Raw genomic sequence first — 22,365 nt, 5'->3', positions numbered from 1 at the left:
TTAGCAGCCCCTTTTTCCGCAAACCTGTCTATGGGGGCGCCTCCCCCGCTTGATGCCCTGTCGGCATCGCATCCCTTTACGGCCGCCTTGCGGCCGTTCTCTCGCCTGGTGATCGTGGTGCCGCTTCGTTGCGCCTGCCCGGGCGTGAACGGAGACAGACATGCACGATCCTGTTGCGCGAAATGCGCAATCTGGCGCCGCTGCGCAACATGCGCAATTCGGCTGGTTCAAATCCCGCCGTGAAATGGCCATTGACGACATTACCCTGGTAGACCGCTCGCTGCTGAAGCGCGCGGTCGGCGCTGCCGCGCTCGGCAACGCCATGGAATGGTTCGATTTCGGCGTCTACGGCTACATCGCCGTCACGCTCGGCCATGTCTTCTTCCCCTCGGGCAACCCCACGGTTCAGCTCATCGCCACTCTGGCGACTTTCGCGGCGGCCTTCCTCGTGCGCCCGCTTGGCGGCCTCGTGTTCGGCCCGCTCGGAGATCGCTACGGGCGCCACAAGATCCTGGCCCTGACCATGGTGATGATGGCGGCCGGCACTTTCGCCATCGGCCTCATTCCCTCCTATGACCGGATCGGCCTGGCGGCACCGGCCCTGCTGCTGGTGGCCCGGCTCGTCCAGGGCTTCTCGACGGGCGGCGAATATGGCGGCGCCGCCACCTTCATCGCCGAATATTCGACCGACCAGAAGCGCGGCCTGATGGGCAGCTGGCTCGAATTCGGTACGCTCGGCGGCTATATCGCCGGCGCCGGCACGGTCACGGCCTTGCAGATGTCGCTCAGCGATGCGGACATGCTGTCCTGGGGCTGGCGCGTGCCCTTCCTGGTCGCCGGCCCGCTCGGCCTGCTGGGGCTCTACATGCGCCTCAAGCTGGAAGAGACCCCGGCGTTCCAGGCCTATAGCGAGCAGGTCGACGCCCGCGAGGCGGACCGCCCCGGCCTGTCGGACATGTTCCGCCTGCACTGGCGCCAGCTTCTGAAGTGCGTGGGACTGGTCCTCGTCTTCAACGTGACCGACTACATGCTGCTGACCTATATGCCCAACTACCTGACGGTGACGATGGGCTATGCCGAGAGCAAGGGCCTGCTGCTGATCATCCTGGTCATGCTGGTGATGATGCCGCTCAATGTCGTCGGCGGCCTGTTCAGCGACCGCCTCGGCCGCCGGCCGATGATCATCGGCGCCTGCGTGGCGCTGATGGTCCTGTCGATCCCCAGCATGCTGCTGATCGGCAGCGGGAACGACTGGCTGATCTTCCTCGGCCTGATGACGCTGGGCGTGGCGCTGGTCTGCTTTACCAGTTCGATGCCCTCCACCCTGCCCGCGCTGTTCTACACCCCCGTGCGCTACAGCGGCCTGTCGATCGCCTTCAACCTCTCGGTCTCGCTGTTCGGCGGCACGACGCCGCTGGTCACCGCCTGGCTGGTCAGCCGCACCGGCGATCCGCTGGTTCCGGCCTATTACCTGATGGGCGCCGCCGCGATCGGCATCCTGACGATGCTCACCGTGCGCGAGACCGCCGGCATGCCGCTTCGCGGTTCGCCGCCCGCCGTGGAGAACCGGCGCGAGGCCATCGCCCTCATCAAGAGCGGCCAGCCCGTCACCGTGGACGACGCCATCCCGGGAATGGCCCCGGAAGCGCCGAAGGCCCGGCCCGCGGTCATGATCGCCAGCCCCGCCTGACCTCAACGTTTTTGGCCTTCCCGGCCTGACAGAACCACGACCGGCCGGTTGTCCCACGCGACACCCGGCCGGTCGCTTTTGTGCCGCAGTGCAACAATAATATCTCTAGCCGCGTTCCGGGGGCATCGTTTGCATCACTCGGATCCTGTTCTCGTTTCCATGACCATTCATCGCCGCGCCGTCCTTTCTGGCATCCTTGGAGGCGCCGCCGCCCTCGGCCTGCCGCGCATCACGTTCGCCGCCGACGAGGTCAGCCGCGTGGACGCGCTGATCGCGCGCATGACGATCGAGGAAAAGGCGGGGCAGATGACCTGCCTTGCCGACGCCTTCCGCCCCTTCAACCCGCCCAATCCGCAAGCCGGGATCCAGGACGAAAAGCGCCTCTCGGAAGAGATCCGCAAGGGCCGCGTGGGCTGCCTGTTCAACGGCATTGGCGTAGCCGGCGCCCGCCGCGCCCAGGAACTTGCCGTCAAGCAAAGCCGCCTCGGCATACCCCTGCTTTTCGCCGGCGACGTGATCCATGGGCTCAAGACGATCTTCCCGGTACCCCTCGCCGAAGCCTCCACGTTCGACCCTGCCCTGGCCGAGCGGAGTGCCCGCGCCATGGCCGTGGAAGCCACCGCCGCCGGCCTGCACCTCACCTTCGCGCCCATGGCCGATGTCGCGCGCGACCAGCGCTGGGGCCGCGTGGTCGAAGGATCGGGCGAGGACGTCACGCTGACCGCGCTGCTGACCGCGGCCAGGATACGCGGCTTCCAGGGCCGCGACTTGCGCCGCGCCGACTCGCTCCTCGCCTGCCCCAAGCACTTCGCCGCTTATGGCGCCGTCGCGGGCGGCCTGGAATACGGCAGCGTAGACATCAGCGACGAAACGCTGCGCGAAACCCACTTACCGCCCTTCTCCGCCGCCTTCGCCGCTGGCGCGCTCACCACCATGGCGGCCTTCAGCGAGATAAACGGGGTGCCCGCCACCGCCGACCGCGCCCTGCTCACCGACATCCTGCGCGGCGAGATGGAGTTCCGCGGCTTCGTCTTCTCGGACTATACTGCCGACGAGGAACTGATCGCTCACGGCTATGCCGAAGACGAACGCGACGCCGCGCGCCTTGCCGTGCTGGCAGGCGTCGACATGTCGATGCAGAGCGGGCTCTACGTCCGCTACCTGCCCGATCTGGTGAAGAGCGGCGCCGTGCCGATGGGCACGGTGGACGTGGCCGTGCGGCGCATCCTCTATGTGAAAATGGCCATGGGCCTGTTCGACAATCCCTGGCGCTCGCTGGACGAGGAGGTGGAACGCACTCACATCGCCACGCCCGCCCATCGCGAACTGGCGCGAGAAACTGCCGGGCGCTCCATCGTCCTGCTCAAGAACAGCGGCCTATTGCCGCTGGACCCCGCGCAAGGCCAGAAGGTCGCCCTGATCGGACCGTTCGGAGAGGACAAGGATAATGTCTACGGCCCCTGGGCGTTCTACGGGGACCCGGGCAAGGGCGTGGACATCGCCAGCGGTCTGCGCGCAGCGCTGGCAGACCCGGCCAGGCTGACGATCACGCCCGGCTGCGGCATCGAGAATGCGATGGACGGCGGCATCGCCAAGGCCGTGGACGCGGCCAAGGCGGCAGACGTCGTCCTGCTCGCGCTGGGCGAATCGCAGACCATGTCAGGCGAAGCGCAATCGCGCACGACCATCGAGATTCCCGCCGCCCAGCAGGCCCTGGCGGATGCCGTGACCGCGACCGGCAAGCCGGTCGTCGTCCTGCTGCGCCACGGCCGCGCGCTGGCGCTTCACGACGGGGTCGCCAATGCCCAGGCCATCCTGGCGACCTGGTTCCTCGGTTCCGAGACGGGCCATGCCGTGGCCGACGTGCTGTTCGGCAAGGTCAATCCCTCGGGCAAATTGCCGGTCAGCTTCCCCTGGGAATCGGGCCAGGAACCGTTCTTCTACGACCGCAAGTCCACCGGCCGCCCGGTCGTCGACAACCGCACCGAGTATCGCGCCCGCTACACCACCACCGACAACAGCGCGCGTTTCCCCTTTGGACACGGCCTCAGCTACAGCGAATTCGTGCTGGAGAACCTCAAGCTTTCGGACACCGCCATGCGCTGGGACGAGACTGTCGACATCTCGGTAAGGATCACCAACAAGGGCAGTAGACGGGGCAGCGAAGTCGTCCAGCTCTACATGCGCGACCGCGTCGCCAGCCGCACCCGCCCGATCCGCGAACTCAAGGGCATGGAGCGCGTGACACTGGATCCCGGCGACAGCAAGACCCTACGTTTCCCATTAGCGCGCAAGGACTTGGAATTCGTCGGCGCCGGCAACGCCCGGATCGCCGAACCCGGACTGTTCGACATCTGGGTCGGTCAATCCTCGACAGGAGGACTGCATTCGCAGATCGAACTCTATGCCGCGGCACCGACGACCTAGGGCGCGCCCTATGTTTGCACGGGGCCAAGGCGCCGCACCTGTTGCACTGCAGCAAGCGGTGCGATGGAACCGGTGACACCATAGTATTCGACCGCGCACACTGTGCCAAACGCCGTCAGGATGGGCCGCAACTGGCATCCCTCCAAATTGACTATTGGCCCGCAAAGGATTTCCTGTTTATTTACGTCAATCGTGCGAGGACAGCGTTACAGGATCCTCCTCGCAAAACTCCAAGGGAGCATGTGATGCCCGATAGCGAACAGCCCGACCTCACGCGTCTGACAGTTGAACTGCTGAGCGCTTATGTCGCCAACAACAGCGTGCCCAGCAACGAACTGGCCGCCCTGATCGAGCAGACCCGTTCGGCCCTTGCCGGCCAGTCGGCCGCCGATGGCGAAGCAGTCCACAAGCCGGCCGTGTCTGTCGAAGACAGCCTGGCTTCCAAGGAGCACATCCTCAGCCTGATCGACGGCAAGCCCTACAAGAGCCTGAAGCGCCACCTGGCCAATAACGGCATGACCCCGGCCGAATATCGCACGCGCTATAGCCTTGCAGCGGATTACCCGATGGTCGCCCCGGCCTATTCCGAGCATCGCCGCGCCGTCGCCCAGCGCATGGGCCTGGGCGGTCGCCCCGGTGCCGCCAAGCGCGACACCGCGGCAACCGCAACCTCGCCCGCCAAGCCCGCTCCCGAAGCGAAGGCCGCTCCCTCTGCTCCGGCAGCGCCCAAGACTTCGCCCGCAGCCAAGGCTCCGGCAGTAAAGGCCAAGTCGTCGGCCACGGGTGACAGCGCGAGCAAGTCGCGCGGCGGCAAGAAGCGCTTCGCCCGGGAACCGCAGAGCGGCACCGCTCCCCAAGCGGCCAAGACGGCAGAAGCTCCGGTAACCTCCACCCCGGCAGCAAAGCCCGCTGCCAAGTCGGCATCGAAGCCGGGCAAGCCTGCTGCCGCCAAGACCGCCGCTAAGCCTGACGCGGCCAAGAAGGCCGCACCAGCCAAGCCGAAGAGCGCCAAGCCCGCCGCCACTGCTGCTTCGGCAGCCAAGCCGGCTGAAACCGGAGCGACCACTGCGCCGGCCGCTCAACCGGCAGCCCCAGCCACCGCCAAGCCCGCAGCGAAAGTTGCAGCCCCTGCGGGCGATCCCGCGAATGCCGCAAAGAAGCCTGCAGCACCTGCCAAGCCCAAGCGCAGCAAGTCCGCATCGACCGGCACCGCCAAGTCGAGCGCAACCAAGACGTCCTCCGCCCCGCGCAACACTGCAGCGAAGACGGAACCCGCCAAGCCGGCCAACCAGCCGGAGTAAAACGCCAGGCCCGGCAGGCACAAACCCTGCCGGGCCGCGTGCCTCCCTACGATTGCCGCCCTCAGGTCTGCATCGTGCGACGTTCGCTGGTTGCCGTACCCCTCCCGGCCTCCCGATCCCCGCCGCCGTGCACGGAAACCGCGACCGCCGCGACCACGATGTTGCGGCCGTTAACCCGCAGACATGCACTTGCGAGCGCCGACTTCCAGACGCATGCCTTCTGGAGCCAACCGCGATAGACGCCCGCCAGCGCCGGCCCTGCATCCAAACTGTCCGCACCTTCCTCCGTAGCCTACCGGGTTTCACAACCAGCCGTCCGGAACGCGACCGCCGCGGCCAAAATCCTGTGCGCGCGAGCTTGCCGCCGCCACGCCGTGCACGCTTGCTCGCACCGCGCCCCGAACCGTCGGCGACCTGCCCCGCAGCTTTCCATGCCTCGCGACCTGCCACCCGCAAACCGCGCCCGCCGCGTGAGCCATTACGCGGACGCTAACCTGCTGACGCGCACTCGCAGGCGACAACGTCCGAACGCTAGCTTGCAGACGGCGGCTTGCCGGTGCCAGCCGCCATGCCTGCCTACTCGCGCCCGCCCAGCCCGCCTGAACCGCCGAGGCCCCTCTAGGCGGCCTGTCAGACCTCGCAACAAGTGGCCGAAGACCCGCATCCGGGATAGAATAGCTGGTAACTTGCGCGGCACACGACGTTGCATTCCCGAATACTGACCTTTCGACGAACCGTACCTAGCCTCCATGGACCAGAAAGAAGTTACTGTCGGTCGCCCCAATCCAAGTCTCTTCGCCAGAGGCACCGACCGCTTCCGCTCTGAGGCTACGCTTCCGCGCTATTGCGATCGCCATGCGTTTCCCATTCCCCTCACCATATCGGCGACCGATTCAGACAGACACCAATCATTCCCCACTCGACGTATAGAGCCGCTCTAACTCAGTAAATCGCTCTTTTTGGAGAAGCATCCAATACCGATCTACTCCGCCAAAACGGTTTCTGATCGAATTGCGGCGATGGATCGAAACAGTATAACTGAACCGCATCGCTACTGAAGCGTAGTCCAGCAAACGTGAGGAAACAATGAGATCGCGACCGAACGTTCCCCTGCCCCCCGCCCTCGGTAATTGTCTTGGGCACATACCCATCATATTGATGGATGAACCCGTCCGGCCCCGCCATAGTGTCGATTGCACAGCCGCGACCTCCCTGTGAGCGAGCGCCCGCTCCCGGCACCAGCGGAAACCGTCATCGTCCTGGGAGCAGGCGTCGCGGGTCTTGCCGCCGCCACACACTTGTTGGATGCCGGTCATGACGTTCTGGTTCTCGATCAGCAGAATCGCGCCGGCGGCACACACCGCAGCCGACAGATCGGGGCCTATACTTTCGACGTCGGCAGCATATTCTACGAAGAAACCGCCCGGATCTTCGATCTCGCCCCATCGCTGCGGGAGCTCTGCCCGAAAGTCTCAAGCATTCAGCGACGGGTCGCGCCCGACGGATCGGTCCTGCTCTATCCGATCGAGCCGCGTGACCTGCTCCGTCAATCCGCACCGCGCCTGGCAGCCTCAGTGCTGGATCTCCTCGCCTCACGCCTTCGTCTGACGCCGGACGGCTCCCTCGACACGCTTTGCCGCAAGCGATTGGGCAATCGTTTCTTCGCCGATACCGGGCTGGAACATTATGTCACTCGGTTTCACCACGTTTGCCCCAGCGAGATAGACGAAGAGTTCTTCTTTCGCCGCATGGCAATCATCGAACGTTTCTCGCGTACGAGCAACTTGGCCCGCAGCGCAGCGCGCGCGATTTTCTCCCAAAAGTTGCACCACTCCGCACAACACTGGCCGATGCGCGTCAGACCGCGCCAAGGCTTCGACGCACTGTTCGATCCCATAGTTCGGCATCTCGTTTCTCGCGGCGCGACCTTTGCATTCGGCGAACGCCTGTTGTCGCTCCGCAAGGATAGTCCCATCTTCAAGGTTCAAACCGACCGCAGCACTCGCACGGCCGGGGTCGTCGTCAGTACAGTGCCCCTCGATACGCTCCACCGCGCTCTCTTCTCCCAGTCTTCGAACCTCAACAGCCTCGACATGACCACGCTCTACATTTCCGCCGACTGGCTAAGGCCCGATACCGGAAACGTCCTTTTCAACTTTCACGCCGATGGCGCATGGAAGCGCGCCACGATCTATTCGCGTCTCTATCCCGACCCCGCCATCGCGAGGCGTTACTTCTCGGTTGAAACCACACTGGCACCCGGATCCCCGCACGATCCGCAATCCACCTTCGAGGCATTTCGCTCCCATGCAGAGCAACTCGGCCTCGCCCGAGGCCTGCGCCTGGAGGGCCACGACCATGTCGAGAGCTGCTATCCGCTCTACCGCATCGGCGCCCGAAAGACGGTCGACGCGGTGCTGGAACGGATCGCTCAAGCCGGAGTCATTACCGTAGGCCGTCAGGGTCGCTTCGAATACCTCCCCACCTCCACCGGCGTGATCGCGCAAGTTTCGCGCCACCTCGGCATGGCACAGGCCGCCGCCCGCCCTTCGGAGCTGGCCGCATGAGGACCTTGCAGCGATGACCTATTCAATTGCCGCGCAGGAATTTCCAGGCGTCCCGCGAGACTTCAATCCATCACAGGACGGCGCGCGGAGCAATCCGCTCCGCGTGAGGATCTTCAACGTAAAGTACAGCCCGAACCTGGGCGACGGCCTGCTTTCAGAATGCCTCGAACAGGCCCTGATCGATTGCGGCGCCCATGCCGACACCCGCTCGGTTGATCTGGCAGGACGAAAAGCGTATGGCCCCGGCCCGGCGCAACGCGGCGCGCTGATCCGGGCGCTGCACATGCTGCCCCCCCCCGTCAGACAGCTTTCCGTGCGCCTGCCGCTCGCAATCCAGTCGCGCCGCCGATGGCAACCGCATTATAGTGCCGCGCTGCTCGGCGCGGAATGCGTGGTCATCGGTGGCGGCAATCTGATCGTCGATCTCGATCTCAATTTTCCGACAAAGATCGCGCTGGCCATACGGGCCGCAGAGCAACGCGGCCTGCCGGCCTTCATCTATGGCTGCGGCATGTCCTCGGGTTGGAGCCGAGAGGGCCATGCACGCATGCGCCGGGCGCTGGAACGAGGCGTGGTACGCGGCGTGTTCCTGCGAGACGAACGCTCTCGCCTGTTGTGGAACGCCGAATTCGGGGACGCTCACGGCTTGCCGGCTTTGGTGGTCCCCGATCCCGGCTTGCTTGCATCCTATCGATACGAATCGGGAATGAAAGCACTGCCGACCCGGACGGGCCGAAGCGTCATAGGGCTCAATATCACCAGCCCCGTCGCCGTACGCTACCACTCCAGCCAGCCGGTTGAGACCGGCGGCTTGGAGCGCTGGTACTGCGATCTTGCGCAGGAACTCGCCATCGCCGGGCATGAGGTCAGGTTATTCACCAACGGGAGCCCCGAAGACCGTGCTTGCGCGCTCCGCGTCCGGGCGGCGCTCCAGTCCAGCACGTGGTCCGAGAGATTTTCCCATGCCCAACCCGAAACACCCGCCGAACTTGCAATCCTGATCGGCGGCTTCCAGGGCCTGGTCGCGTTCCGAATGCATGCCGTTATTGCGTCCTATTCGTACCGCGTCCCCTTCGTGGCGCTGCAATGGGATACGAAACTCGATTCCTTCGTCCAATCCGTTGCGCGCGGCGATTGGCTGATCGACCCGTTCAACACCTCTCCCCAGGCCGCTGGCGCTTTGCTCGGCAGGGCGATGGCCTGCGGCATTGAAGCAGAGGCGCACGCTGCCGTCATGGAGCAGGCACGCGCAGGTGTCGCCATGCTCCATGCCGAAATCATTCAGGCCGTAATGAAGGCATGATCTTGAGGTTTGCTGCCCTTGCCTTGGCCGCCATGGCAGCTTTGGTTGCCGCTTGGCAGGCGCCTCTCCGGCCAGTGCGTCACCGTATCGAGATAGGCGCGCTGACCACTAGGCCCCGGGCAATCATTTCGCCGGAGCAGGCCTCCCCTGTTGCACCGATGCGGCTCGGAGCGGCCTCGAACTTCTCGCAGGGCTGGAACGGAGCGATGTTCTCGGCCGCACTGGCTCTTCCCCTGACGAACTGGCGCGACAGCATTCGCTGGGCGGATGTCGAGAAGACCAAGGGGCAATATACCTTCGAGACGCCGATGACCCGGTTTCCCGAGCGACTGGCCGCCGGCGGCGCCCGGCTGACTGTAACGCTCAATTGGGGCAACCCACTCTATGACGGCGGACAGACGCCCCATTCGCCCGAAGCTCTGGCGGCCTTCAGCCGCTTCGTGTCTGAACTGGTGAAACGCTATCCGGCGATCGACACTATCGAGGTCGGCAACGAGATCAACGGCGCCAACTTCGTAAACGGGCCGGTGAAGAACGCCGATCTTGCAGGCAGAAGGGCCTACCATCTGGCCATGGTGGGCAGCGCCGCCGAGGGCGTGAGGTCGGCCCATGCCCGAGTTCGCGTGATCGGCGGATCGGTACACTCGCTGCCGGGCGGGTTTCTCTGGCCGCTGCTGGACGCCCCCGGCGCGGGATACCTGCAAGGTCTGGCGCTCCATCCTTATACGACGCCGATCGACCAGTTGCCGGCGCAGATCGGCGTGCTTCGGCGCCAGAGCGCCTTGCGGAACCAGCCCCTCCACATCACGGAATTCGGAAGCCAAAATCCGCAGACGGCGCCGGATGAACTCGTGCGTTCCTACGCGACCCTTGCGTCGCTGGGCGCGGCCGAAATGGACTGGTATCCGCTGGGAGAGCGGGGAGACGGTTTCGTCCCGCTACTGCGCCGGGACGGAACACCAACCACGGCAGGCCGCGCGTTTCGGTTCGTGACCGAGCAGCTCACGTCGATGCCAGCGCGCAATCTCAGCCCCGATCCCTTTACATTCATCCACGCTTTCGGGCCGAACCTCTGGGCGGTCTGGGGAGCGCCGCGCGCCATCCGGCTGGACCCGGTCGCCGTGACGGCCCTCGACGCCACGGGCGCTCGGATCGATAACGCGGGTCTCAAGCTCGACGAAACCCGGGTTCTGATACTCCGGGGCCGCAAGCCATTGGTTCTTGGCGAGAACGTGAGTCTCGATTGCTCTCCCCTTGTTGCCGACAGCTTTCTGGGCTTCACATTTCCCGATGACCCAGTCCGGCCATCCCGTGCTCCGCCTGGCTTCACGGCTTACGCGCAGACGGCCACGGGAAGGGTGCCCCTTGCGACCATGCCCGGTCAGCAGAACGACGGCGTGCCCTGGACGCCCTATCTCGGTCGAAAAGACGCCGCGCTTCCGCGGCTCGCGGCAGACCTCGCTTTGCCAGGTCCCGGAGCAGAACTGCTGCTGGAAAATAGGTCTGCCCATACCCGGACTCTGCACATCGTCGGCGAATTCACGGCGGCAAATCCCGGTGCGGCCGGTGCGGCAATTTCATTCTCGGTAAATGACGGGCAGGTATCGCTTATCCAGCAAGCGCCCCATTTCCTGTTCGATAGGCAAGTTCAGGCCCAGGCTGGTCGGAGCCTGACTTTCTCGATCGGGTGGAATGGCACGGCGCGAGACAGCGCCACCCGATACCGCATACGTGTGTTCGATCCTGCGGCCTGTCCTTCAGGCCGACCCAGCACAGGACAAAAGCTGCCGATCATGCGATGAAACCTTGATTCTAGCGCACGACAGGCGCTTTCGGCCAGGCGGCGCAGCAGTATGCCCGAAACACTGCGGACAGGGCCGGATCACAAGCCTTGTCCAAGGGGCTCAAACATTCAACCGCCCTGGGCCCCGCGACGGAGCACTGGTTGAAGCGCTGGGCCGCCCCGTCATCCTGAACTTGTTTCAGGACCCCAGGCCAACGGTTGTTCCGGAACCGCGATGAGCAAACTTCCCAGCGGACCGAACGAAGCCTGAGCGGCGCCGCGATGGACTTATGACAAGGTTCAGACGACATCGGCGAAGCCCTGAAGACAGCGGAACACGCCCCGCCTCGCCACTATCGTCCGCTTGCAGCCGGCAGTGCAATCGGGCAACCGTCATGGAATGACACTGCCCGATCCACTTCACGAAACCATTGTCGCCGTGGGATCGATCTTGGCGGACGCTCGCGACCCTTGGTGGATCATTTCCGGCGCGGCTGCAGCGATCCACGGAGCGCAGCCAATCACTGTCTCGGACGTGGATGTCATGCTCAGTATCGACGATGCCAAGCGCCTGTCCGCCCGAATCGGTATCGCGCAGGAGCCTCAATCGAACCACCCACGCTTCCGATCCGAGATCTTTGGCCGATGGGAAGCCTGCCCACTGGTTGCCGAATTCATGGCAAACTTCGTCTTGCGCGATCTGGATGGAGTGTGGCGACCCATGCTGCCCGCCACCCGCCGCGCCGTAACCATCGGCGCCATCACGATTTTCGTACCGGAGTTGCAGGAACTTCGCGGGATGTTTCAGAGGTTCGGCCGTCCGAAGGACCTGGCGCGCATAAAGCGCCTCGATCACCTCTCCTAGCCGGAGTTGGCCAAGCCTGGGACGGAAGCATCCGCCTTTTCGGGCGATCCCGGACATTCAACGCTCATATCAAGGCTCGCCCATTTCGCAGGGCCCGCAAACGCCGCAGACTGAAAAAATCTGTTCGCCTAAGTCCAACTCCTTAGTCCCGAGCGCCGCGGAATTCTGCGTAGATTTGCGTCTCGAATTCCTTGCCGGAAGCACCAAAATCGGCGGCCAGCCGGCCCTATGGTTAACGCCAGCTTTCTCGCGGCACTGCCAATCGCCTGTCCCCATTGAAGAAAACCGCGGCGACCGGCTCGTCGATTCTAAATTACCCGGAATAATACCTAAATCCTAGAAACAAATCGTACAGATACAGCACTGGCGAAACCTAATTTCAATTTACTGCACCAAGAAGCCCGTAATTAGTTTTATTCCGCAAAAACGCTCCTCGCTGAACACCCCATTCCGATCCATTCAGGTCCGAATTTCATCGAACCTATTTGGACAATAGCGAGTTTCGAGCCATGAGCACCAAGACCAATAGCAATTCTGTTTCGGGCGCCGCAAGTCTCACCCCGTATTACGGCGATCTTCTTGAAAAGCAGCAGTGGTATCTTGACGGATCAACCCGCTCGAAGCTGAGCATCGATGCCTATTCCGTCTGGAAGGACTACAATGGCGCGGGCGTGAAGATTGGCGTGATCGACACCCAGATCGACTTTCGCCACACCGATCTGAAGAAGGCCTACAATACCGCGCTCGACTTTAATTTCGCGTCCGGCACGGACAACGTCGCAATCAGCGCCACCGCGCTTCCTGCATCGCATGGCACGCTTGTCGCGGGCGTGATCGCAGCCGAGGCCGGCAACGGCGTGGGCACCGTGGGCATAGCCTCGGGCGCCACTCTGGTCGGCTACGGCGTCGACTATGCCGCTGCCAATGCGGCCGGCCAGATCGCCGCGGCGCTGGAAAAGTCCGCGGCGGTCGATGTTGCCAACAACAGCTGGAGCTTCGTCGAGAACTTTGCCGACAATTTCGCGGTCAATCCCGAATACAAGGCCGCGCTGGTCCACGCCGTTTCCGAAGGTCGCGGCGGCCTGGGCACCTCCGTAGTCTTCGCGGCGGGCAATGCCGGGACGACCGGCATCTCCAACTATCACAACTTCCAGAATTCGCCTTACGCGATCGCCGTGGGCGCGGTCGACAGTGACGGCAGCCCCTCTTCCTTCAACAGCCTGGGCGCCAACGTGCTAGTATCCGCCGCCGGGCGCGATGTGATGACGACCACCCTGAACGACCGCTACGAAAGCGTGAACGGAACCTCGTTCGCCGCGCCTGCGGTCTCGGCCGCGGTCGGCCTCATGCTCCAGGCGAACCCCAACCTGGGCTTTCGCGACGTACAGGAAATCCTGGCCTATTCCGCACACCGCGTCGGCCTGAGCGACAGCGCCAACTTCGGCGACGGCTGGCGCACCAACGGCGCCGACAACTTCAACGGCGGCGGCCTGCACTTCAGCGACGCCTTCGGCTACGGCTTCCTCAACGTCCACGACGCCGTCCGCCTGGCCGAGACCTGGGACCAGCAGCAGACTTTCGCGAACATGGCCAGCGTCAGCAAGACCGTCGCCTCGGCGCAGACGCTGGTGGCCGGTTCAAACGACCACATCTCGCTGGACATTCCGATCACCGACGCCGTCAACCTTGAGCATGTGCAGCTCTCCATCGATCTCAACTGGCTGAATTCCGGCGACATCGACGTCTACCTGACATCGCCGGACGGCACCCAGGTCCGTCTCGTCTACGACCTTCCAACCGAGACGCGCGTGGGCAGCATCCGCAATTTCACCTTCAGCTCGGTCGCATCGATGGGCGAGGATTCCGCCGGCACCTGGAAGGTGGACATCTACAACCGTGATCCCGCAGCCACGGAAAAGACCGGCGTGCCGCTCAACGGAAAGTTCAAGGGCGCCACCCTGACCCTGATGGGCGACGCAGCCGTCTCGAAGAACGACACGTATATCTACACCAACGAATTCGGCGTGCTCTATCAGGGTGACGATCTAGCCCACCGCAGCGTCCTGCAGGATGTGAATGCCGGCATCGACACGATCAACGCGGCAGCCGTGACGACGAACTCCGTCGTCGACCTGACGGCGGCCAAGGCAAGCTCGATCGCCGGCGTCACGCTCTCGCTGACGGCGAACACGATCGAAAACCTCTACACGGGTGACGGCAACGATACGCTGATCGGCAGCAGTGCCGCGAACACCCTGAACGCCGGGCGTGGCAACGACGTGATCTATTTCAGCTTCGGCAACGACAGGATCGACGGCGGACAAGGCGTGGACAGCCTGGTGCTGAACTGCGCGGTGTCCAAGATCGCCGGATCGATGTCCGCCTCGGGCGCGCTGCTGATCTCCGCCAAGGCGGGCGAAGTGTCGAGCGTGTGCAACGTGGAAAGCTTCACCTTCTCGGACGGGACCTATTCCTACGACCAGTTGGCCAAGCTGCTGGCCGCAGGCGGCGTCTCGGCCGGGCAGCCCGTCTCGCAAGTTCCGTCCGAGCCTGCGGGCGGCGGCTCCGGCGTCACCGTCGAAACCCCCGCTTCCGGCACGCCGACGGAGCATGCCGCAACCAGCCCTTACGGCGACGCCAATCACGTCTATGCCGCCAGCCTCAACGGCACGGCCGCCGACGACCGCCTGACGGGAACCGCGGCAGGCGAGCGGATCGACGGGATGGACGGCGCCGACAAGCTGCGCGGCATGGCCGGCGATGACGGCATTCACGGCGGCAACGGCGACGACACGATCTACGGCGACGAGGGGCACGACTACCTCTACGGAGACGGAGGCGTGGACACGATCATGGGCGGCGCGGGCAACGACTGGATCTTCGGCGGCACCGGCGCGGATCGTATCTATGGCGAAGCCGGCGCGGACACATTCGTGTTCGACTCCGCCGACCTTTCGGCCATGGACACGATCTACGACTTCAATGCCGCCGAAGGCGACCGGATCCTCATCACCGGCGCCGGGAACAGTGCCACGTTCGACATCGTCACCAGCGCCGGCAGCACTTATCTCGAAATGCATGACGAGGCCGGAGACCACCTCCTGGCCCGCCTGAAAGGCACCGGCATGGACGGCCTGCACATGGCCGACACCGACGCCGGCCTGCTATGGGCCTGAGAATCCGGCTACCCTCTCGCGGCATCGCCCCGACGCTCCGGCAGGATGCAGCCAAGGAAAAGGCCCCGATCGATCGGGGCCCTTTTTCCGTTTCCGCAGAACAATCCTCGTCCGTATCGGACAGGCCGAAAGCTGTATCGTCTCAACCAAGCGCTTGAACAGGCCTGTTTCCACATAGACAGGTACGGCATGATCCAAGCAATTATACTTAGTATTAGATCCGTAACGAATTAATACTGCACTATCAGCGCCGTCATGATGATTTATTCTATTGCCACTCCATCAAGATACGGAGTATTCGTCTGTCACGATAGAGAGTAGGTCGAATTGCTGTTCCAGATCCACCAAACGGGAATTGGGCAACAGGGGAACTTCGCCAAGTCTCTTGAGTGGGCGTGATTTGCTGAAGAGATAATCGGGAAGCCGGCACAATCGTCGTCGAATTATCGCGATTCATGACTCAACGATTTTCGGAAGGAACATCCCGTGGCAATAATTGATGGATCTTCGATTGGTGATATCCTGTCGGGCACTTCGGCCAATGACGAAATCCTGTCCGGCCAGGGCAACGATACCGTGCACGGCAATGGCGGCAACGACATCATCCAGGGCGGCGCGAACAGCGACAATCTCTATGGTGACGAGGGTGACGACATTCTCTGGGGCCAGGGTTCGCCGGATAAGCTGCGCGGCGGCGACGGCAACGACACGCTCCACGGCGGCGGCGGCGACGATCGCCTTTATGGCGGCGCCGGAGACGACATCATCCAGGGTGGTGCCGACAACGACGTGCTCTATGGCGACGACCCCAACGACCCGTCCGTAACCGGCTCCGACATCTTCCAGTTCGACAAGGACGATGGGTCGGACAAAGTGTTCGATTTCGAACAGGGCATCGACAAAGTCCAGCTGACGGAAGGTGCCGGATATTCGATCTCGTTCTTTGGAGACAATACCATCCTGACCTACGGCAGCACTTCGGTAATGCTCTACGACGTCCACCTCGTCGATGCGGACATTCTCGTCGCCTGACACCCAAGGCACACGACAAGAACCGGAGAAGGCCCATCCTTCTCCGGTTCTTCGTGTCCATAGGGCGGGGCGCGCGGCGCGCGCGAATGTCGCCCAACGGCGGCCCTATCTCGGCATTGTCCAAGCGCGGATAGGCGGTCCAAGGCTAAGCAGAAACTCAGTATGCCTTGGAGACACCGCCTGACACCGGGGCAGTGAAATCCAGACCTGAACCTCAGATCAGGAGCGTCAGCAGGCAGCCCCAGGCCAAGGCGGAAAGACTTGCCGCCACCGCCAGCCCCAGCATCGGTCGCCGCGGCTCCTCGCTTGCAAAGACATGCTCCAGTGCTGCCGTCGAACGACAGAGGCGCGCGCGCTCGCCGGGATCCCGTCCGCGATGCGCTGCCGCCCAGGGTGAAGATCGAGGCACTGCCCCCTCCGGCACGGCGGCAGTCCGGTGCATCCTGGCCTCCGCAAGGCCGTCGGTCGCCGCCGGGCCGCGCGGATCAGAAAAGGATGACATCGGTCGCATCGATCATCGGCTTTCCGCGCAGACTGGCCAAGGCAACTGCAGAGGCCGCACCGTCGCCGTCCGCATCGTAGTAGAGCATGCCGATCGCGGGATCGTAGAACAGGTGCATGTCGGGTCTCGTCGCCTGATTTCCGATTCCAAAGCCCTCCACAACGCCCGCCGACCAGCCAGCGATGCCTGGGAAGGCATCCCGGTCGATGGCGATGCGGTCCACGCCATGCGTGAAATCCAGGATGATATCGGCGTTTCGGCCGGATTCCAGCACGTCGAACAGGAACACGTCCGCCCCCGCTCCGCCCTGCAACTTGTCCGCACCGCCACCGCCCGAGATCACGTTGGCACCGTCATTGCCATAGATGATGTTCGGCAGCGCATTTCCGGTTCCGTCGATATCATCGGTGCCGGTCAGATAGAGATGCTCGATCCAGTCGCCCAGAACGAAGTCCACATCGGAACGGACCGTATCGACGCCGTCTCCCGCCATGTGCTCGATGACCTGGTCCCGAACGTTGTCGACATAATACGTGTCGTCCCCGCTTCCGCCCTCCATGCGATCCGCCCCGTGCCCGCCGTCCAGACGATCCGCGCCGCTTCCGCCGATCAGGACGTCATCCCCATCGAGCCCCAGCAGACGGTCGTCTCCCGCGCCGCCCTCCAGGTGGTTGCCGCGAGCATCGCCCGAAAGGATGTCGTTGTGGCTGGAGCCAATCGCGTCGGACGCGCTCACGGCGACTTTCCTGCCATCGACCACCGCACTCGCCGCCGCCAGATCCAGCCGAACGCCTGCCTTGGCATTGCTCCAGTCCGCAGCAGGGACCTCGGCCATCGCCGCGAGCGCCGGCGCCTCGGAGAATATCTGGATATGCCGGGCAGTGGCGTCGCCGGTCGCATTGGCACCCGACGATACCGTGAACTCCACCCGGTCGCCCGCCGCCAGCCTGACATGGTCGAGACTGAAGCTATAGCGATTGCCGTGGGCCGGATCGTAGACGTGCTGCTGCAGGATCTGCAGATCATTGACGGTCACGGTGAGATAGATGCCATCCTTGGACTGGTCGCCCACGTCGTAGTCGCCCTTGATCGTGAAGAGACCGGCCACGGGAGACGTATATCGCTCCAGGACGGCATAGCGCGAGGCGGCACTGGTCCCGCCGGAAAAGTCCACGGGCGTCACGGTGGTCGCATTGACCTCTAGCGGGCGGAGCCATTGCGATCCCAGGTAGGGCGTCCAGGGTTCCCCGCTTTTCAAGCCTCCGCCCATGGTCTGGAGAGCCGTCGTCTGCCCCGTTCCCGACCGGGTGAAGTAGGACCAGGGGCCTTCGAAACCGGTGCCGGCGGCATCCTTGTTGGTCACGTCGAACTGGTCGAAACTGTCCGCGACGAGCGCCCCGGCATGAAAGGCCACCGATGCAGCCGAGATCGCGCCTTCGGACTTCAGGATGATCGGCTGGTCTGCCGAAATCCTTCCATCGAATTGGGCGATGCGGTTCCCCTCCAGATCGTAGGCGGCAACCCCCGGGGCCAGGGAAACCGAGCCGGTCTGCCCCCAGAGCACCGCCGCATTGTCTCCGAAGGTATAGAAGTAGGTGAAATCATCGGTGGCCACTCGCGCGATCGTCGGGGCGCCTGCCAACAGGCCGTCGAGGAACTGGAAGGCCTCACCAGCCGGCGTGGCCTGCCCCGCAGCCGTGTTCCACAGCTCCATGTTCGGAAAATAGGATTGCCGCGCCAGGGCATACCAACTCGCGCTTTCGATCCCGGCCGCCCCCATGACGCTGAGCATCTTGGCCAGATAGGCGGGCGCCTCATCCAGGGAAGCAAAATTGCCGCCGAACTCGGTAACGCGGATCTCGATCCGATTGCCGATCACGCCGCGCAGCACGCCGATCTGGTCGGCAAACTGCTCGGGCGGCGTCGTGTAGGGGTGGATCGATATCGCGTCGAGAAGATCCAGCGTCCCCAACGCCTTGAGATCGGCAAAATAATCGACCGGAATGGAATGGGTTGCCCCGCCCACCATTTCCACCTCGATGCCGGCCTTGCCAAGCGCGGTATCTACCGCGGAGACCAGTTTGGCATAGTAGTCATCACGCTCGGCGGCCGAAGCAGTGGCGATCGGGCCGGTAACGAACGAGTTCGAATTGTATTCGTTGCCGATCTCGATCGCGCCTACGCCGGGATAGCGCTTCAGAGTGGCGACGACGAAGTCGGCAAATGCCTGCCGGCCCGCATCGCTGTAGACGGTGAAACCCTTGTCATAGAGAGCATTGGCATGGGCGAAAGTCAGCGTGACGAAGAGCCCCTGTCCCAGCGCCCGATCGAGCCAGGCGGCCTGCGGCACCGTGAAGTCGTAGCGACCGGCCGCCGTCTCCACGGCGCCCCAGGGAATGCTGTCGCGAATGGCCTCGGCGCCAAGCGTTGCTGCGGCATCGAGCAGAGAGGGGCTCCAACCCTGGCTGAAATGGGTTTGCGCACCCAGAACGATAGTCATGAAACGGCCTCGTGGAATGGTTTCGCTCCAGATGCGCCGCAGACAGTACCAATCGATGTAAGTGCATGGTTATCCGCGCGAACATCTCTCCTGACAGACTGTTCCGTACCGATCACGTATTGTTACTTATAGATACTGCGCTTTCCGCCGATTGGACGGCCGTTATGCTGCAACAAACATCGATAATGGCCATGCTTCCTGTTGAACTGCGGGCCGTTACGTCGATTTCGGAGATGTTCGCGCTGCAAGATCGACGTCTGCAGGACTAAGGTAACGCCAGTCCGCACTCGCAAGGGCGACGTCTTCGGAGATCGACTTGATACCCGCCAGAGCCAGCAATGCTTCAGGAAGCGCACCGGGGCGTGAAACCTTGGCGTCAGTTTCAGTCGCGTCATGAACGCCGTTCCCATCGTCCTGTTCTGGCTCCTCATCTGTTGCGCCATCATCGGCCGGCCGCCTTTCGCGCTCTACCTGTTCTTCGCCACGATGCCCTTCGGCGCCTGCGCCGCCATCCCGACCAACCTCACCGGCGGCCTGACATTCGTAGCGACACCGATCGTGGCGCTGATTGTCATCGGCAAGACCTTCCTCACTCGCGGCGGGCCTTCGTCTTTCCTCACGCTGGCGCTCCTGCCGGACCGGCTGCTGTGCCTTTTCGCCTTCTGGATCGTCGCCAGTGTCGCCACGCTGTTCATGCCGCACCTGTTCGCCGGAGACATCCTCGTCGTGCCGGTTCGCGGCGTTCTGAGCACGCCCGTGCCGCTGCATCCAACCACGCAGAACCTGTCGCAATGGGTCTACATGACTATCTCGGTCTTCACCGTTTTTGCCATGGCCAGACTGCTCCAGAATCCTGCAATGCGCCAGCATGCCCTCCAGTCCATCTGCCTGGGCGCCGCAATGCTGATCGCAACCGGACTGCTCGACTTCGCCAGCCAATACCTGCCTCTCGCCGCGGTGCTCGCGCCCTTTCGGACGGCTTCCTACGCCCTCGCGACCGAAGTGGAGGTGCTGGGCTCGAAGCGCGTGGTCGGCCTCATGCCGGAAGCCTCGGCCTTCGGAAATTACTGCCTAGGATTCCTCTGCGCCTTGCACTTCTACCGGCGCGCAATCCTGAGCCAGACGTTGCGCGACAGGATATGCCCCATACTGCTCGTCCTGCTGGTCGTCCTGTGCTGGCAGTCCAAGTCTTCCGCCGCCTATGTGGGGCTGGCAGTGTTCGCGGCGATGGCCGCACTGGAATGGCTGCTACGCGCCCATGCGCAAGGTCGGGGCGCGCATGTATACAGGCAAGGCCTGATGGGCGAATTGTCCGTTCTCGTCACGATACTGGTCGCGATAACCCTGGCGCTGCTGTTCAAACCGGGCTTGCTCGATCCGATACTGGCCTTGATCGATCGGATGGTTCTGCAAAAGACATCCTCCCTGTCGTACGAGGAACGCGGAATGTGGCGGGTGATCGCGCTTTCCAGCCTGTTCGACAGCCATGGCTTCGGGATTGGCCTGGGGAGCACCCGCTCTTCCAGCAGCATCGTCGCCGTGTTGAGCGCAACGGGAATACTGGGCGGAATTCTGTTCTACGCCTTCGCGGCGCAATCGTTCTTTCGATCCCCGCGATACGCGACCGTGGAATCCGAAATCATCATGTCGGCATTCCGGTTTTCCTATGTGCCGATGATCGTCGTGTCGTTGATGATCGCTGACGCCAACTTCGAGCCTTTGACCGGGTTCGGGTTCGGCATCACCGCCGCCCTTGCCATCGCCCAGGCACAGCGAAGGGGAATGGGTCATGTGCCGGAAGGGTCGCCCGCGCACCCTCCGGCATCGCTCAGTGCAGCCCCGATGGATCAAGCGGCGCTTCTGCCGAGCGGAGCTGCAACCTCATGACCGCGGCGACGGCGTTGACCAACGCGCATGATCGATATGGTCTCCTGGATGAACTTCGCGGAATTGCGGCTTTTGTCGTCCTGCTCTTCCACATCGGGACGCGCATCGGGGCGCCGGTGGTCGCTGCCAACGGCTACCTTGCGGTCGACTTCTTCTTCATGCTGAGCGGCTTCGTCCTGGCGGAAGCCTATGGACGGCGGCTCACCGGCGAGATGACCTTCGCCGAATTTGCCATGCGGCGCATGGCTCGGATGATGCCGATCGTGGTTCTCGGCGTCTGTCTCGGGACGACTTACGCGCTCACCCGCTGGTACGCGGCGCCCTCGCGGTCGGACGACCTGCCGACGATCCTGGGAAGCGCCCTGCTCAATGGACTGCTGCTTCCGAAATGGTGGCACGGATCGGCAACGGGCTGGGAAGTTTTCCCGATCAACGGCCCCCTCTGGTCGCTGTTCTTCGAAATCGTCATCAACCTGATATGGGCGGCATGGCTGGTCGCCAGACGCCCCGGCACCTTGGCTTTGCTCGCGATCCTCACCCTGGTCAGCCTCTGCCTGCTGGCGCGCCATCACGGGACAATGGATCTCGGCTGGAGCGGGCCGACGCTGGCGGGCGGCATGGCGCGCGTATCGTTCGGTTTCCTCACCGGACTCCTGATCCACGCGGCGCGCGATCGGCTGCCCGTGTTGGGGCGAGGCGCTGCCGCGATCGCGATCATGGTGACCGTGGCGGCGCTGGCCCTGCCGGTGAGCGATGTATCTTGGGTGGTTGCCATGACGACCCTGGCACTGCCGGCCGCGCTCGTGCTGGCAGTATGCTCGGGCCGCCAGAGCATTGTGCCGGGCGCCCGGTTCCTCGGCACGATTTCCTACGCCGTCTACGGGCTGCACGTCCCCTTCCTCGCGCTCTATTCGGGCCTCTCCGAAAGATTGACCGGAAGAAGCGATGCCGGGTTCGAAGCCTACCTGATGGTTCCGGTCATCCTGGGCGTGGCCGCCCTCGCTACCACTTTCTATGACCGCCCCGCCCAACGCATTCTTCGCAAGGCCTTGGAAGCGCGGTATCGGCAGCCCGGCGTGGAAGTATCACCGGGGCGCAAATCGCCCGCAAATCCCGTGAGCGCCAGAAGACTCCGCCACGAAACCGCAGACTCGTGAATGGACCTGACGAGTCCTGGTGCGACATGATCACATGCAAGACGGACCCGCGGGACTGCATGCGTTTTCTCAAGTGCCGGATGTGCAGATGATCGGCCGCAGCAAGGTCTCGGCAATGTCCAGATCGATCCTGGGCTCCGTTCCGTCCAGCCTGAGAGCGCACATCCCCGGCCCA

13 protein-coding genes are annotated in these 22,365 nt (G+C 63.6%); 11 read left to right on the top strand and 2 right to left on the bottom strand.

Annotation, left to right across the window (positions count from 1 at the left end; all coding sequences use genetic code 11):
- Positions 1 to 244: 244 nt before the first annotated feature.
- The 9 genes from proP to EDF57_RS22635 all read left to right on the top strand — a co-directional run bounded on the left by proP (position 245) and on the right by EDF57_RS22635 (position 16,144).
- Positions 245 to 1,690, top strand: a complete 1,446-nt coding sequence (gene proP, locus EDF57_RS22675) for a glycine betaine/L-proline transporter ProP (RefSeq protein WP_243841238.1) — start codon at positions 245 to 247, stop codon at positions 1,688 to 1,690.
- A 159-nt stretch (positions 1,691 to 1,849) separates the two neighbouring features.
- Positions 1,850 to 4,117, top strand: coding sequence for a glycoside hydrolase family 3 N-terminal domain-containing protein (locus EDF57_RS22670; protein WP_134095961.1), 2,268 nt, complete (start codon positions 1,850 to 1,852; stop codon positions 4,115 to 4,117).
- Between the two features lie 245 nt (positions 4,118 to 4,362).
- Positions 4,363 to 5,418, top strand: coding sequence for a MucR family transcriptional regulator (locus EDF57_RS26245; protein ID WP_134095960.1), 1,056 nt, complete (start codon positions 4,363 to 4,365; stop codon positions 5,416 to 5,418).
- A gap of 1,214 nt (positions 5,419 to 6,632) precedes the next feature.
- A complete protein-coding gene (locus EDF57_RS22660; protein WP_243841237.1) occupies positions 6,633 to 7,985 on the top strand; it encodes an FAD-dependent oxidoreductase in 1,353 nt (450 codons plus the stop codon).
- A 13-nt stretch (positions 7,986 to 7,998) separates the two neighbouring features.
- Positions 7,999 to 9,288 carry a polysaccharide pyruvyl transferase family protein gene (locus tag EDF57_RS22655; protein WP_134095959.1) on the top strand — a complete coding sequence of 430 codons (1,290 nt, stop codon included), beginning with the start codon at positions 7,999 to 8,001 and terminating at the stop codon, positions 9,286 to 9,288.
- Between the two features lie 158 nt (positions 9,289 to 9,446).
- Positions 9,447 to 11,090 (top strand): hypothetical protein, encoded by a 1,644-nt coding sequence (locus tag EDF57_RS22650; RefSeq protein ID WP_134095958.1) that lies wholly within the window; start codon positions 9,447 to 9,449, stop codon positions 11,088 to 11,090.
- A gap of 381 nt (positions 11,091 to 11,471) precedes the next feature.
- A complete protein-coding gene (locus EDF57_RS22645; RefSeq protein WP_134095957.1) occupies positions 11,472 to 11,936 on the top strand; it encodes a hypothetical protein in 465 nt (154 codons plus the stop codon).
- A gap of 509 nt (positions 11,937 to 12,445) precedes the next feature.
- Positions 12,446 to 15,112 (top strand): S8 family serine peptidase, encoded by a 2,667-nt coding sequence (locus EDF57_RS22640; RefSeq protein ID WP_134095956.1) that lies wholly within the window; start codon positions 12,446 to 12,448, stop codon positions 15,110 to 15,112.
- A 486-nt stretch (positions 15,113 to 15,598) separates the two neighbouring features.
- Complete coding sequence (locus EDF57_RS22635; RefSeq protein WP_134095955.1) at positions 15,599 to 16,144, top strand: calcium-binding protein; 546 nt, start codon at positions 15,599 to 15,601, stop codon at positions 16,142 to 16,144.
- A 214-nt stretch (positions 16,145 to 16,358) separates the two neighbouring features.
- On the opposite strand, the gene EDF57_RS22630 is transcribed toward EDF57_RS22635, so the two are convergent.
- Together EDF57_RS22630 and EDF57_RS22625 are read right to left on the bottom strand one after the other, a co-directional pair.
- Complete coding sequence (locus EDF57_RS22630) at positions 16,359 to 16,553, bottom strand: hypothetical protein (protein ID WP_134095954.1); 195 nt, start codon at positions 16,551 to 16,553, stop codon at positions 16,359 to 16,361.
- Between the two features lie 76 nt (positions 16,554 to 16,629).
- Complete coding sequence (locus tag EDF57_RS22625; RefSeq protein WP_134095953.1) at positions 16,630 to 19,146, bottom strand: calcium-binding protein; 2,517 nt, start codon at positions 19,144 to 19,146, stop codon at positions 16,630 to 16,632.
- 393 nt (positions 19,147 to 19,539) lie between these two features.
- Here EDF57_RS22625 and EDF57_RS22620 point away from each other — a divergent pair, with 393 nt between their 5' ends.
- Both EDF57_RS22620 and EDF57_RS22615 read left to right on the top strand, forming a co-directional pair.
- The gene (locus tag EDF57_RS22620; RefSeq protein ID WP_208324939.1) at positions 19,540 to 21,033 is read left to right on the top strand and encodes a hypothetical protein; all 1,494 of its coding nucleotides are present in this window, start codon (positions 19,540 to 19,542) and stop codon (positions 21,031 to 21,033) included.
- Positions 21,030 to 22,190, top strand: coding sequence for an acyltransferase (locus EDF57_RS22615; protein WP_134095952.1), 1,161 nt, complete (start codon positions 21,030 to 21,032; stop codon positions 22,188 to 22,190). The genes EDF57_RS22620 and EDF57_RS22615 overlap by 4 nt, the downstream gene beginning before the upstream one ends.
- Positions 22,191 to 22,365 lie beyond the last annotated feature (175 nt).

Origin of the sequence: Novosphingobium sp. PhB55, from assembly GCF_004368805.1 — a bacterium.
Classification (GTDB): domain Bacteria; phylum Pseudomonadota; class Alphaproteobacteria; order Sphingomonadales; family Sphingomonadaceae; genus Novosphingobium.
Note: the sequence above shows the minus strand (reverse complement) of the source record. Positions and strands in the feature narration are given on the sequence as shown.